The sequence below is a fragment of the Bartonella sp. MF74HXZ genome, from assembly GCF_042194445.1.
In the GTDB taxonomy this organism is placed as follows: Bacteria; Pseudomonadota; Alphaproteobacteria; order Rhizobiales; family Rhizobiaceae; genus Bartonella; species Bartonella grahamii.
Map to the genome: position 1 here is coordinate 102,823 of NZ_JBHIMW010000002.1, position 15,905 is coordinate 118,727.

7 protein-coding genes and 1 tRNA gene are annotated in these 15,905 nt (G+C 38.9%); 3 read left to right on the forward strand and 5 right to left on the reverse strand.

All coding sequences use genetic code 11. The features are described 5' to 3' along the window. Positions 1–85 precede the first annotated feature (85 nt). Positions 86–472 (forward strand): YbaN family protein, encoded by a 387-nt coding sequence (locus tag ACFIJ8_RS01855; protein WP_012754508.1) that lies wholly within the window; start codon positions 86–88, stop codon positions 470–472. A 590-nt stretch (positions 473–1,062) separates the two neighbouring features. Here the strand turns inward: ACFIJ8_RS01855 and pncB are convergent. The 5 genes from pncB to aroA form a co-directional block, all read right to left on the reverse strand. Beyond that, on the reverse strand, positions 1,063–2,367 hold the full coding sequence (pncB, locus tag ACFIJ8_RS01860) for a nicotinate phosphoribosyltransferase (protein ID WP_375638848.1): 1,305 nt from the start codon (positions 2,365–2,367) through the stop codon (positions 1,063–1,065). Between the two features lie 132 nt (positions 2,368–2,499). Then, entirely contained in the window at positions 2,500–11,070 is an 8,571-nt protein-coding gene (locus ACFIJ8_RS01865; RefSeq protein WP_375638850.1) for a GH36-type glycosyl hydrolase domain-containing protein, read from the reverse strand. A gap of 228 nt (positions 11,071–11,298) precedes the next feature. Then, a complete protein-coding gene (rpsA, locus tag ACFIJ8_RS01870) occupies positions 11,299–12,999 on the reverse strand; it encodes a 30S ribosomal protein S1 (protein ID WP_026500132.1) in 1,701 nt (566 codons plus the stop codon). 132 nt (positions 13,000–13,131) lie between these two features. Next, positions 13,132–13,779 carry a (d)CMP kinase gene (gene cmk / locus ACFIJ8_RS01875; RefSeq protein ID WP_273787492.1) on the reverse strand — a complete coding sequence of 216 codons (648 nt, stop codon included), beginning with the start codon at positions 13,777–13,779 and terminating at the stop codon, positions 13,132–13,134. Beyond that, the gene (gene aroA, locus ACFIJ8_RS01880) at positions 13,776–15,104 is read right to left on the reverse strand and encodes a 3-phosphoshikimate 1-carboxyvinyltransferase (protein WP_273787493.1); all 1,329 of its coding nucleotides are present in this window, start codon (positions 15,102–15,104) and stop codon (positions 13,776–13,778) included. Before aroA ends, cmk begins: the two co-directional genes overlap by 4 nt. Positions 15,105–15,291: 187 nt before the next feature. Here aroA and ACFIJ8_RS01885 point away from each other — a divergent pair, with 187 nt between their 5' ends. Together ACFIJ8_RS01885 and ACFIJ8_RS01890 are read left to right on the forward strand one after the other, a co-directional pair. Beyond that, the gene (locus tag ACFIJ8_RS01885) at positions 15,292–15,672 is read left to right on the forward strand and encodes a TIGR02300 family protein (RefSeq protein WP_012754501.1); all 381 of its coding nucleotides are present in this window, start codon (positions 15,292–15,294) and stop codon (positions 15,670–15,672) included. A gap of 117 nt (positions 15,673–15,789) precedes the next feature. Next, positions 15,790–15,865 (forward strand) — tRNA-Ala (locus ACFIJ8_RS01890). Positions 15,866–15,905 lie beyond the last annotated feature (40 nt).

Sequence of the window (15,905 nt, forward strand, 5' to 3'; positions counted from 1 at the left end):
ATTGTGCACTCAGACATGTAAACAGAAAGAAACAGATACAATGTTTTTGTAGAGGGTTTTGCGTAGAGGAAAAAAATACAAGAAAATGAAAAAAGATTTGAAGATATCTCACCCTTTGCGTATCTGCTATTATATAGCAGGGTGGACAATGGTTATATTAGGTATTATCGGTGTAGTATTACCTATTATGCCAACTGTGCCTTTTTTGTTAGTTGCCTCATGGTGTTTTACGCGTTCTTCTCCACGTTTTCATCAATGGTTGAATAATCATCGTATTTTTGGTCCCCCTATTAAGCGATGGGAAGAAAAAAAAGCAATCTCTCCATTCATTAAAGTTTTTGCAATAATGAGTATGACAGGAGGATTTTTATCCTTTTTCGTAATGGTACACCCTCCTTTATGGATTTCCTTACTTGTTGCGGTTATATTACTGCTGATTGCCATTTATATTGTAACACGTCCATCTTCATAATGATAGAAAAGGCTTTATGAGATATTCTTTTTAGCTTCGACTTATTTGTAAAAACTATGAGGACTTTTAAGTTTTGAATATAAGCTCTCCATATCCAAAATGCATATGACGTAGTAAGCTTTTTGAAAGCAATTAATTAATAATATATTTGTGAAATGATTTTTATGAACAAAGAAGACTGTTTACGCACACTCAAAATGTTCTCACTTGGATAAACCACATTCATGGAAGAGAGTCATTATTTTTATAAGACATGTTTGTATGAATCTCTATATATACGTCATTGAAAAGTCATTGATATGATAGCCTTTTCTTTCTAAAAAGACGTTTCGTTTGTTTTCATATCTCTTAATGAAGATATAATACAAAGCTTACTAAACATCATCATTTTATACTTATACAGTTAAGAAGCCGGTCTATTATATCAATCTTTAATGTTACATCTGTTCTTAGCTTAAGGATAATTCTTAAAAAACAACCGAACTATTTACAGACCAGCAAAGGTTAAGAACCCTCATCCTTAGGGTAGGACAAAAATCAATCTTATGAACAATATGATGAGTCAATATACTCGTTTAAAGAACCGGAAACTACGTCTTTATAGGTCTAGCAATTCGCTTTTTATTACCAAAAAAATTGAGATAACGTTGTACTTCTTTTGAATCACCGATCGTTTTTTCAGGATTATCTGAAAGCTTTACGGCTGGTCGACCATTGGCATAGGTCACCTTACAAACAAGGGAAAGAGCATCAAGAGTTTCGATTTCCTGAGGTGCACAGCCTGTAAAGTCATTGGTAAGATCCGTGCCCCATCCAAAACTCATGCGCACTCTGCCATGGAAATGATGATAGGTTTTTTCAATTGTATTGACATCAAGAGCATCAGAAAAAATTAAAAGTTTTTCGCGTGGATCTTTTCCTTTTTCTTTCCACCATTGAATAATACGTTCACCACCTTCAATAGGGGGCGCACTATCGGGTCTGAAACCTGTCCAATCAGCGACCCAATCTGGTGCATTGCGTAAAAATGCTTCTGTACCAAAGGTATCAGGTAAAACAATGAGAAGATTTCCACCATAATAACGGTTCCAATCTTGCAAGACTTGATATGGAGCTCTGCGTAATTCATCATCGTTGTTGCTGAGAGCCGCAATAACCATGGGCAATTCGTGTGCATTGGTTCCAAGAGCTTCTAAATCCGTATCCATGGCAAGAAGAACATTAGAAGTTCCAGTAAAAGAATTACCAATGCCTTCTTTTAATGCTTCCACACACCAGCGCTGCCATAAAAAAGAATGGCGACGCCTTGTCCCAAAGTCAGATATTTTAATATCAGGCAATTTTTTGAGACGTTCAACTTTACTCCACATTTTTGCTTTAGCACGCGCATAAAGTACATCAAGAGCAAAACGATCTAGTTTTTTGAGAGCTGCACGTGAACGTAATTCACTGATAATAGCAAGGGCTGGAATTTCCCACATAGAGCTATGAGCCCACGAACCATAAAAATGAAGCATATATTGGCCATCTTTGCGGGTTAGTTCATATTCTGGGAGTTGAAAATTCTCAAGCCACTGAAGAAAATCCGGTTCAAAAATTTGTTTGCGTCCATAAAATGTATTACCAGCAAGCCAGATCATTTCTTTTTTTGTAAAGCGCAAACTAAGAGCATGATCAAGTTGAGCACGTAATTCACTCTCATCAATATCATCGGAAAGACGTATTGTTTTAGAGCGATTTATGAGGGAAAAAGTAACATTAACATCAGGATACAACCCCCAAATCATCTGTACCATAAGAAGCTTATAAAAATCCGTATCAAGAAGTGAACGAATAATGGGATCAAGTTTCCAAGTATGATTGTAAACACGTCTAGCAATATCCGGATGATTCATAACCTTTTTCTTTCAGTTTCATAAAATCTAAAATATTATGCACCAACACGGACAATATAGGCGGTGCGATATAACAACTCTACAGTTTTGAGCAAGAATAAAAAAGTCTGCTCTCTTTTTCATCTTTCATCTCTAAGATTTAACAATACGTATAATTTCATGCTGACCTGTTTTGTGTAACTTTATCCCCGCATGAACTTCGGTATATTTTTTGCCATTAACATGGAGCATATTTTTAGGTCCCCATTTTACTTTAATGGTATAAACGGCATCATAAAACTTCATTGTTGCTTCATATTTTGGCCAAATAGAGGGTAAATGTGGCTGTAAAAACAACAGATCTCCCTGACGCTGTATTCCAAGAATAGCTTGTGTTGCAGCGCGATAAAACCAACCGGCTGAGCCTGTATACCATGTCCAACCGCCTTGACCACATCGTGGTTCAACAGAATAAATATCTGCGGCCATCACATAAGGTTCAACACGATAAGTCTCAGGATCTTGTCCATGGGTAATCGGATTAATCATAGAAAATAACGCATAAGCTTTATCGTTTTGCCCCATTTTTGCCAATGCTAAAATACTCCAAATGGCACCATGCGTGTATTGACCACCATTTTCTCGGATTCCTGGAGGATAACCTTTTATATAACCGGGCTCAAGTGTGCTTTTGTCAAAAGGTGGCCAAAAAAGGCGAATAAGTCCGCCTTTTTTATCATAGAGATGTTCCAACATTGATGTCATTGCTTGCTTTTGATGTTCAGGCGACGCCATTTGAGAAATGACAGCCCAAGATTGAGCAATGGTATCAATTTGGCATTCATCATTGATTTTAGAACCAAGAGGTGTTCCATCATCAAAATAACCACGTCGATACCAAGCACCATCCCAACCGTTTTCCTCTAGGGATTTTGTTAAGCGTTCAAGGTATGTACTCCATATTTGCATATGGCTGTTATCACCACGTTTTTTGGCCAAAGGAATAAATGCTTTTAATGTAGTACCAAGAAACCATCCTAACCAAGTGCTTTCACCTTTTTCTTCCACACCTACCAAATTCATGCCATCATTCCAATCCCCACCTAAAATAAGAGGGAGACCATGGGGTCCACAACGTTTAATGGCAAGGTCTAAAGCTAAAACACAATGTTCATAAACTGTTGCAACCTTTGAGGATTGGGTGGGTTGAAAATAAGCATCCTGTTGCCCACTTTTGAGAACATCGCCTTCAATAAAAGGAATGAGCGTATCAAGAAAGGCATCATCGCCAGTGGTATTGACATAAAGAGCTGTTGCATATGCAAGCCAAACGATATCATCAGAAATGCGCATACGAACACCAGCATTTGTATCGGGTAACCACCAATGTTGCACATCCCCTTCAAGAAATTGGTGCGCGGCGGCGTTTAACAATTGTTCACGTGCCAGTTGTGGTTCCAGCAATAATAAAGATAAGCTATCTTGTAACTGGTCACGGAAGCCAAATGCACCACTAGCTTGGTAAAATCCTGCGCGTGCCATGATGCGGCATGCATAGGTCTGATAAGGGAGCCAATGATTGACCATAATATCAAAAGAGGGATCCGGTGTTTTAACTTGAAAAGGAGAAACAAAATCGCTCCATTGCTGTTTTTGTTTTGTGAGCAGAATTTCAAAATCACTTGCACGTACGTGATTAAGTAATTTTTCAGCTTCTTGTCTATTTTCAGCACTGCCAAGATAAAAGATGATTTCTTTTGTTTGCCCTGCTTGAAGATCAATATCATAGGAAAATGCTGAACAAGGATCACATCCTGCTTCAATGGTATTCGAAAGAGCACCAGCTTTACGGATCGCTGTTGGATGCGTTACGGTTCCCGTTGCACCAATAAATTCAGCACGATTGGTTGTGGTGCTGGTTGGCATTTCAGATGCCGATAAGAATGTGACTTGTTGAGATTTTTCAATGTGATAAGGATTTTGAATAAAATGTACACCCCTTTTGTCCTCATAAGAGGAAATAATGAAGGGGGCATATTTTGTACGGGTATTTCCCAAAACCCATTCAACATAATTATAAAGGCGTAAACTGCGTGGTTTTTTCCCTTCATTCGTGAGGGTAAGACGTGAAAAGCGAACTGGTTTTTCCGGATCGAGTGTATGAGTCAGTTCTAATGCAATTTCTGAATGTGTCGATTTAAAAGTTGAAAATCCAAAACCATGACAAGCCTCATAGACAATATTTTCATCACATTCTACAGCAGAAACGGGTGAAAAACGTTTTAAAGACTGGCGATCAACCAGATAAAGTGCTTCTCCTGGCCGGTTAGATGTTGGATCATTTGCCCAAGGAGTTAATTTATAATCGCGGCTATTGTTAACCCAAGTAAAAATTGCACCTTCAGCAGAGACATGAAAACCAAATTTGTGATTAGCGATGACGTTAATCCACGGGTGCGGTGTGGTTGTACGTCCATGAAGACGTATTACATAATGGTTATACTGGTTAAAACCACCGTAACCATTCCAATATTTTAGATCTTCTCCATTTATGAGAAAAGAAGATGGTTTTCGTTGGCTAATAAGACCAATGGAAGCAAAAAAATTTTGTTCAGTTTGTGTTGTAACTTGCCTTCCTTCGTTATATTTTTGGTAATCTAATTGATCATGCAATTCATGATAATTTTTATGAACTGTAAGATCAAAATCACTCTCATCAAATCGTTTAAGCTGTTCAGATAAAGAGCCATTTTGGGCATCAAGAACGATGCGCGCTGATGCAAGAAGCGTTTTAAAACTTTGTTCATTTATTTTGTCACGCTGAAGCATGAAAATATGTTGGCGTTCATCTGCCTCTTGTGCGTGGTGTCGATAAGATTCACAGACCCATTCAAGAGCCCGTTGTGTATTTTGTATATAGGAAAATACTTGTTCATTGAGAATTACCAAATCAACGATGAGTCCGCGCATACGCCAATATTCGTGTGCTTTAAGGAGCTCACGCAGTACAGAGATATTTCCCTCGTTATTTAATCTAAGGAGACAGAGTGGATTGTCTCCTGAAATGGACATAGGCCAAAGATCGGACTGTTTTCCAAGCGTTTTTGCTAATATTTCAGGAGAAAGACGCCATATTCGATCAAGGTAGATAAGCGATGTGGCATATTTTTGATAGACAATAGCTTCTTTAGGCTGGGTTCCGCTCTGATACAGTGCGACTTGTGAGCGCGTCCATGCCCTTGAAAGTTCTTTTTGAAACATATCGGGTTGTCGATAATGTTTAATATGATTATGCAGCGCTTCTTTTGTATGAGCAGCAAAAGTCCAAAAAATAAATTCTGCTTTTCCATATGCTGAAATTTTTATACGGCATCGCAATGACATAATAGGATCAAGAACACAACCTTGACTGTTACTGAAACGAGCATTTTGGTCAAATGCAGCGGGCCGATGAATAGATCGACCCCGCCCAATAAACAGAGAGCGATCCGTTTCAGCTTCTGTCTCTTGGAGAATATCTGTTGTACTAGAGACAAAATGGGCAACATAGATTTCAGGATCGCTAGGTGAACGTTTGCGCCTTTTAGCAAAAATTGTTTTACCTTCCTCAGCAATTTCTGTCTCTATAAACATACGGGAAAAAACAGGATGAGCTTCGTCTGTATCCATTGTGGCAAGCGCTAATTCACCATAAGAAGTCACTTCAATGAGGCGCTCTTTATTTGTCGTATTCATCAGTTGAATACGTCTACCTTCGCCACATCCTTCAGATGTAATAAGACATTCAAGTGTTGATTTTATACCATCAACCATTTTTGTATATTCAGCCTTTTCATCTGTAAAAATGCTGACAGCTTCTTCTTCAATAACACGTGTTGGCTCACTAGTAACAGACCACCACCGTCCACTATGCGTATCGCGTAAGAAGAATAAAGTACCTTGTTGATCTTCTGTTGCATCAGGAATAAAGCGCGTAATCGCATAATCGTGCCACCGACTGTAACCAGAACCATTCGCTGTTAGCATGGTAAAATAAAAGCCATTAGACAAAAGTAACGTTTCTCGTGGTTTGAGCAACGGGTTTGTAATAATGCGCAAAGGAGCGGCGTCAAGTGCTTGAGACTTATTGCGCATACGATTAACAGCTTTGGTATGAATAATAGGAATGAGATGAGGCGCTCTTTCCTGTAACAGCAATTGCGTTGCTTCAATAATGGGATCACGGTGAAAACGGTCACGCATTCGCCCTTGAAAAATAACATTGTTAAGAGCAAGGATAGACATGCCATGATGGTGCGCATAATAATTGCGTACAACAGCGTATTTTTCCCCTGTTTTCACGCGTGAAGGGGTAAAATCGACAGAGTCATAATAACCATATGTTCCTAAAGCTCCAAGATCACGAAGTCGTTTTAAATTAGCGACAGCGCAAGCAGGAGCATATTGTGCCGCTAGAAGGCTGGCATAGGGAGCAATGACAGCATTGCGTGAAAGACCACGTTGGAGTCCGAGGTTTGGAACACCAAAATGAGCGTATTGGTAATTCATTAAATGATCGCGAGCGTTAAATGCGGCCTCTGAAATACCCCATGGCAATTCCCGTTTATGAGCATATTGTATTTGACAACGAATAATCAATCGATTTGTTTGATCTAGGAGAGATCCTAAAGGTTCATGCATTATGAGAGATGGCATAAGATATTCGAACATCGATCCAGACCATGATAGGAGCGCACCTTTCCAACCTATGGGTACGAGGAGTCGACCAAGACGAAACCAATGTTTAAGTTTTATGTCTCCTTTTGCGATAGCAAAAAAACTTGCAAGACGTGCTTCTGAAGCAAGTAGATCATAACAATTTTCATCGAGTTTGTTTTCTTGAACACGATATCCAATGGATAAGAGATGCCGTTTAGGCTGTTCTAAAAAGTCAAATTTCATATCAAAGGCTATTTGCCGTGCCACTATAGCCAACCTGTTTAGTTTTTTACGTAATTTTTCAGTATCACAATGAGCAGTCGCATCATGATGATAAGCGTTACAGGTATCGATAAGGCATTTAGCCCAAGAAAGCGCACGAGCAGATTCTATTGTTTGAATTTTGTAGTCAAGTTCACTGACTAAGTGCACAATATCGTGGGCTGCATGTGAAAGGTCTATGATGTGAGAAGGTATCGTATTTTCTTGTTTTACAAAAGTGAAGACAGAGTCATGAAAACGAGTGATGTTTTCTTCGATTTTTTGACGTAACGAGCGTAAATTGGGTTGATGATCTGGAATTTCTTTGACAGTTTCTTCAAGAATAGCAAGAACATCCGATAAGCCTTCTCGATCAATTTGAAAAAAAAGAGGCGGTTTTTCAGCCCATTCACTTAAGGCAGAAGAGAGTGTTATCAAATGACCGGCAAGATTTCCTGAATCAACGGTTGATACATAAGTAGGTAAAAGAGGCCTGAGTGTATCCGTTTCATACCAATTATAGAGATGACCACGGAACTTTTCCATTTTTGTAAGAGAGCGTAATGTACATTCAATACGGGTAATGGTCTCTTCAAAACCAATCCAGCCAAAATCACGTGCAGCAATAACAGAAAGGAGATAAACGCCAATATTCGTAGGAGATGTACGTTGAGCAACAAGAGGTTCAGGATCTTCTTGAAAATTATCGGGAGGCAAATAGTTGTTTTGTGCATTGACAAAGGTTGTATAATAAAGCCATGTACGCCGTGCAATAGAGCGAAGTTTTTTTTCATCTTTTGAAGAAAGATCAAGGCTATCTTGAAAGGTTGAAGGTTGACTCACAATCCAAGCAATGAAGGGTGAAAAAAACCATGCTATCCCAAAAGGAAAAGCAATCAAGCTTGCAAAACTATCAGAAAAAAGAGAAAGTGCTACAGTAAGGACACCAATAAGCGATGCTGGTGCCATTGTAAAAACATAGAAACGCAAACTATTGGGCATTGATTTTGTTGCGGCAGAAGTTTTCCATTCAAGAAGATGCTGTTTTGAAATCGTCATACGATAGAGTGTACGAATAATCGCATCGGTCATAAAATACGCCGAATGAGCAAGAAACGTTGTTTTAAGAAATATATCAGCGCTTGTAAGAGCAGTTTTGTTCCAAATTAATTGAAAATGTCCACGCAAAGAATGATCTATATTGGACGAGACTAGCGTTTTTAACACACATAGAATGGGAGAAATGAAGGAGCTAAACAACAAGAATATTTGCCAGACAATTGCACTCTTGAAAGACAAAAAAGTCCATCCTGCAAATGCTGCGATTAACCACATAAGTGGAGTAAGAGAACGACGTAAATTATCCTGCATTTTCCAACGCGTCACGGAACTTATTTGACGGTGGGAAAAAAGATAAGGCAAAAGCTGCCAATCACCGCGAATCCAGCGATGATAACGCATAACATCAATATTATAAGCGGTTGGATAGTCTTCAATGACTTCTATGCTACTTACCAGAGCAGTACGAGCATAACCTCCTTCTAAGAGATCATGACTAAGAATAGTATTTTCTTTAATTTTGCCATCAAGCGCTTGTTCAAATGCATCAATATTATAAAGACCTTTACCGATAAAGGTACCTTCTCCTAAAAGATCTTGATAAGTATCAGAAACGGCAAAAACATAAGGATCAATGCCACGGTTGATAGAAAAAACCCGTTGGAGAATTGATGTTTTTTTTCCTGTTGTAAGAGAAGGAATAATGCGTGGTTGTAAAACGCTATAGCCTTTTACAACCTTTCCACTTTGCGGATCAAAAATGGGATGATTGAGTGGATGGTTAAGCTTTCCAACAAGTTTCGCGACGCTCTCTGGAGTAAGACGTGTATCACAATCCAGCGTCATAACAAAACGGCAATCCATAGGAAGGTGTGGATTGGGAGGATAAAAGCTTGTGTTTTTATCGCCTCTTAAGAGCCGATTGAGTTCATGAAGTTTTCCTCGCTTTCGTTCCCATCCCATCCAACATTTTTCGCTTGTATTATAAAGGCGTCGGCGATGTAAAAGGAAAAAAAGAGGAAGTTCATCACAATGATAACGACTATTGAGTTTATCAATACTTTTTTGCGCATAGTGCAATAAATCAAGATCATCTTGCGTTTCTCTCAATGGAGCATCCACCCAATCTGTAATGAGTGCAAAATGAATGGCACCTTTAGGATTGGAAAGATAGTGCACTTCAAGATTGCGCACTTGTTCATCAATATCATCGCGTGATGTCATCAAAGTAGGTACAACAACCATTGTCCGTGCATGTTTTGGAATACCTTCTTTATATTCATAGCCAATGAGTTGTCTTGATGGGACAAACCATGAAACAACAGTGTTAAATAAAGCAAAAGCAGCATCGATAGCAGGAAAAAGCGCTAATACAGTAAAGCAAAAAGACATCCATGATGTCATGCCAGATATTTGTAAAAGGGCGTAAATTACAAGCAAAAGAGCGAGCGTCAGAAAAGAGACAGGAATGGCGATGACTCTCAATTTTGAGCAACAGGAAGCTCGTGTCCATTTTATGAGAAAGGGCGGGATATATCCACAAGCCTTTTCAAATATGCCACGACCATCATCAACAAGGTACCACCCCACACAAGAATGATGAGGCATATCTTTAGAAGTGGAATTTGCCATTTCTACAACTTTATGTGCAATTTCCAGCTCACTAAGAGGCGAAAAGCGTGCAACTTTTTCAATGACTTGTCGATAAATATTGCGTGAGTGAGAATCAATTTCAGAAAAATCACTATTTTTACGCAAAATAGAATCGACACAACTCACTGTTTCAAACCATGCTGTCCAATCAACATCATCTATAGCTTTAAGAGCACGGATAATATTTCCCATGGTCACACCATCTGCTGCTTGTCGGGTATGTTCATCAGCTGTTGCAATCTCTAAGCTACTGCCTTGGCTTTTCAATTGCTTTTCAAGCCAAGTTAATGCTACGGTTGAATCGACAGATGCACTACGCAGGCGATAGAATAAATGTGCTGAAAACGTTGGATCAACAGTAAATGGTTTATACTGCGTAAAGAGAGAGTGTAGATTTTTTTTATTTTCTACAAGAGAAATTTTATCAGCCACTTGGCTAGCAAGATGGCGCATATGTCGCGCTTTTTCGATACGTACTGAAAGACGACGAACATTTTCAATGAGCAGCATTTGCATAACAGAAGGAAGAGCCCACAATTCACCAATTGTGAGCGCACAAACTTCTTGAAATCCATTGGTCATAGCAGTGAGTGTTTCTTGTGAAAAGCTGCTATCAGTATGCGCAATATAAAGCCAAGTTAAAGCAAAAATTCGTGGTATTTCCGCTTTGTGTGTAGAAAGAGGAAGTTGCTTTATGAAGGACTTGGGTAGATTACGACGTAGCTTTTGTATAGTTTTATCAATGGTGTAATGATTATCAATGAGCCATTGAGCAGACGGTGCGATAGTCTCATCATTTCGGGCTGCAAAATCACTGGTATGAAAGGCATTAAGAATAAGTTTCGCATTTTCATTCAATCTCTTGCGAAAATCTTCTACTCCTTCATATTCAGGGAGTAAAATTTCTTTACCAGAAGCTATATCATGCCCTAAGTTATAAAGATCTTCCCGTACCTTATAAATTGCACGAAGAGGAAAATCCGTATTAATAAAATGGTTTTTTTTCTCTTTTTGAGAAAAAAAGCACTTTATGAAAGGTATTATGCACGTCATAATGTCCCATTGTTATTCAATTACATCGTTTTTTATTTAAATTGTAAGCATTTTATCTGAATAGTGAACCGTTGATAGACAAAAAAACAAACTTTTTGTTTTTAGTTGCAAGCAGTTATAATTTTTTACGCAATAATTAGAAAATGAGCAGACAATTTTTTTAGAAAATAAAAAGGTCACCCTAAAATGAGTGACCTTAATAACACCGTAAGCTTTAATGATTGATGATTAATCTTGTTCTTGTTTTTTTAAAGCAGCACCAAGAATATCACCAAGAGAAGCACCCGAGTCTGTAGAACCATATTGTGCAACAGCTTCTTTTTCCTCTGCAATTTCTAAAGCTTTAATCGATACTGAAATTTTACGTGTTTTTTTATCAAATGCTGTGATGCGAGCATCAACCTTTTGTCCAATTGCGAAACGCTCAGGACGTTGCTCATCACGATCACGCGCGAGATCAGCACGCCGAATGGTTGTCTCAAGGTTGTGGTCAATCAACTTCACACCAATGTCATTGTCGTTAACAGCAATCACTTCGCATGTTACAACAGCACCTTTTCGCAATTCGCCAGAAGCAGCTGCTTCTCCAACTTTATCGCTGGAAAGCTGCTTAATTCCAAGAGAAATGCGCTCTTTTTCAATGTCAACATCAAGGACCACAGCTTTAACGATATCGCCTTTATTGTAAGTATCAATGACTTGTTCACCAGGACGGTTCCAATCAAGATCAGATAAATGGACCATACCATCAACATCGCCTTCAAGCCCAATAAACAGACCAAATTCTGTTTTATTTTTAACCTCTCCTTCAATTTGTGAATTGACAGGAAATTTATTGGCAAAAGCTTCCCATGGATTTTCAAATGTTTGCTTTAAGCCAAGAGAAATACGCCGTTTAGAAGGATCAATCTCAAGAACAACTACTTCTACTTCTTGTGATGTAGACAGAATTTTTCCAGGATGAACATTTTTCTTCGTCCAGCTCATTTCAGAAACATGGATCAACCCTTCGATTCCTGGCTCAATTTCAACAAAACCACCGTAATCAGTAATGTTGGTGACAGCACCTGTAATTTTTTTACCAATCGGATACCGAACACTGATGCTTTCCCAAGGATCACTTTCAAGCTGTTTCATTCCAAGAGAAATACGGTGCGTATCCTGATTGATGCGAATAATTTGAACTTTAATCGTTTGACCAATTGTGAGAACTTCAGATGGGTGGTTAACACGCCGCCATGCCATATCTGTAACGTGCAAGAGACCATCAATCCCACCAAGATCAACAAAGGCACCGTAATCTGTGATATTTTTCACCACACCTTCAACGATTTGGTTTTCTTCAAGATTTTGTACAATTTCTGAACGTTGCTCGGCGCGACTTTCTTCTAAAACAGTACGACGTGAAACCACAATATTACCACGACGACGATCCATCTTCAAAATTTCAAAGGATTGAGAATTGTGCATGAGAGGTGAAACATCACGAATGGGACGAATATCAACTTGGCTGCGCGGCAAGAAAGCAACAGCACCATCAAGATCGACTGTAAAACCACCTTTTACTTGGCTAAAGATCACTCCATCAACGCGTGCACCAGCATTGAATTTTTCCTCCAAACGGACCCAACTTTCTTCGCGCCGTGCCTTTTCACGTGATAAAACAGCTTCACCCATCGCATTTTCAATGCGTTCAATGTAAACCTCAACTTCATCGCCAACTTGCAAAGAACCGTCTTTTGCTTTAGCTCCAAATTCTTTGAGAGGAATACGTCCTTCGACTTTAAGACCAGCATCAATAATGGCCATGTCTTTTTCGATTGCAATAACACGACCTTTAACAACAGATCCTTCATTAAGATCATTGGTTTGAAAAGATTCTGTTAAAAGGGCTTCAAAATCCGCTGTTGTGGGATTGTATTGTGACATAAGAACTCCTAATATATACCTTGTGTTATAAGGTATGAGCGCTAGGTTAGTGTTAACATAAGCAACCCCCTGCCTTTTTCCTTGAATAAAGGAAAAAAAGTTAGCGCTAGGCTGGAAGTCACCTTAACGAATTTATCCAATTATATGCATTTTTATGATTGGATCAATAAAACTACATGCAATTTCAAATGTTGCTTCTATACTCAATTCTGACGTATCAAGCAAGTGGGTGTTTTTTGCTGGTTTTAGTGGACTTTGTTTGCGCGTTATATCGCGACTGTCGCGCTGTTCAAGTTGAGTTAGGATTTCATGATAATTTGCTTGAACACCCTTTTTTAAAATCTCCTGATAGCGACGTTTGGCGCGCGTTTGAACATTGGCTAAAACATAAAACTTGATATCGGCATCAGGACAAACAATAGTTCCGATATCACGTCCATCAAGCACACAGCCAGGCAAAACTTTAGCAAAGTTGCGTTGTTTTTCGACAAGAATTTTGCGTACAGCAGGATTAATCGCTATTTTTGAAGCCGCTTCACCAAGTTCATGAGAAGAAAGAAGGGCAGGATTTAAGGTATTAAAATCAAGTTCTTTAGCATAAATAATAGCATTTTTTTCATCATTAAGAGCTAAATTTTGTTGTAAAAGCGTATGAGCAACACTACGATAAGTAAGACCAGTATCAAGATGGCGAAGACGATAATGTGCAGCAATTTTGCGTGCTAAGGTTCCTTTGCCTGAGGCTGCAGGCCCATCAATGGCAATAACAAAAGGCTTCAAGCGATTTTCCCCCCAAGTTGTTTTATAAAAGGAATAAATTCTGGAAAACTCGTAGCGATCATTCGTTTATCATCAATGGTAACAGGTTTTTCTGATACAAGCCCAAAAACGAGAAAACACATAGCAATTCGATGATCAAGATGTGTGGAGACATGTCCACCACCCAAACCTTTGGCAGAACCTTTCCCATAAACAATAAGAAAATCTTGACCTTCTTCACAGTCTACGCAATTAATTTCGAGTCCTTGAGCAACAGCAGACAGTCGATCTGATTCTTTTACACGCAACTCTTCAATTCCTAACATCACTGTTTTACCTTCTGCAAAGGCTGCTGCTACTGCCAAAGCAGGATATTCATCAATCATCGATGGAGCACGTTCTTTGGGCACCGTAACGCCTCTAAGAACCGATGATTTTATCCGTAGATCAGCAACATCCTCTCCACCTGTTTGACGTCGGTTCAAAAATTCAATTTGAGCACCCATTTCCCACAATGTTTCGATAAGCCCTATTCGAGAATTATTTATCAAAACATTTTCAATGGTGATATCAGAGTCTTCTACAAGAAGGGCTGCGATAATTAGAAAAGCAGCAGAAGAAGGATCACCCGGAATATGAATCGTTTGCCCAATAAGATGGGGTTGACCGTTAAGATGAATCAAACGCGCACCTTCATTATCTTTTTCTATTTCAAGTTGTGCACCGAATGCTTTTAACATTTTTTCCGTATGATCTCGTGTCAGAACTGGTTCAATAACAGTTGTAATGCCGGCGGTATTGAGTCCAGCAAGCAAGACTGCTGATTTAATTTGGGAGGAAGCTATTGGAACACGGTAACGAATCGGATTAGCCATTTTCGGACCATAAAGTGTTAAAGGAAGGTGATCATCATGCGTTGCTTCAATTTCAACCCCCATGAGACGCAGCGGATCAAGAATACGTCCCATTGGACGTTTAGAGAGAGAAGCATCACCAATAAAGGTTGTTTTCATATGATATGGCCCAACCATTCCCATAACCAAACGAGCACCCGTTCCAGCGTTTCCAAAGTCCAAAGGTTTTTGTGCAGCTAAAAGGCAACCATTCCCTGTTCCTCGTATGGTCCAGAAGTCATCTTTTTTAATAATACAGGCACCCATAGCTTGCATAGCAGAAGCTGTATTGAGTACATCAGCGCTTTCAAGTAATCCATGAATATGTGTCTCACCACTTGCTAATCCTCCCAATATAAGAGAGCGATGAGAGATTGATTTATCTCCTGGTATTTTAATTTTTCCAGAGAGACTACTTGATTTATAGGTGGTTATAGGGATTGCTTTTTGCATGGAAATTCTATTTAATTCTATCTAACTTTTATGAAATTGTGCATCCTTTAGCACATGCTTTAAAAGACGTCATGAAAAAATCACTGTGGAACAGTGTATTTATCTTTGACAAAGGTATTATTTTTCGATTAAGCACCATAAAATTTATCTTTTAATGGAATAATAGTTAATCAAAGAGGCACGGTTTATGGCAAAACAAGAACTTGGAACTAAACGTGTTGATCCAGAAACAGGAAAAAAATTTTACGATCTAAATCGCGATCCTATTGTGTCGCCCTATACAGGAATTTCTTATCCGCGTTCTTACTTTGAAGTTGCAGCAGCTGAAGCAAACAATGAGGAAGACGTTGATGCTGAAGAGCTTGATACAGCACTTGAAAAATCTGCTTTTATGCTTCTTGAAGAGGATGATGAGGATTCTAAAGATGACGATCTTCCTGATTTAGAAGATAGTGATGTAGATCTCGGTGATGACGATGATACATTTTTATCTCATGATGATGACGATGAAGATGATGACGTTACTGATATTCTCGGAGGCGGTGTTTCTAATGATGACGATGCTTAAGAGAAGTAAAAGAGGATATCTTTTCCGTTGAATGTAAATTCTTCTTGATCTTCAATTTTGATCGTTCTAGAAAAGCTGAAATTGTATACTTTCCTTTTGGGAAAAATTGTTTTTATAGGGGCTATAGCTCAGCTGGGAGAGCGCTTGCATGGCATGCAAGAGGTCAGCGGTTCGATCCCGCTTAGCTCCACCAAAAGGACCAGCTATTCTATCAAGGGGATTAATTATAATAT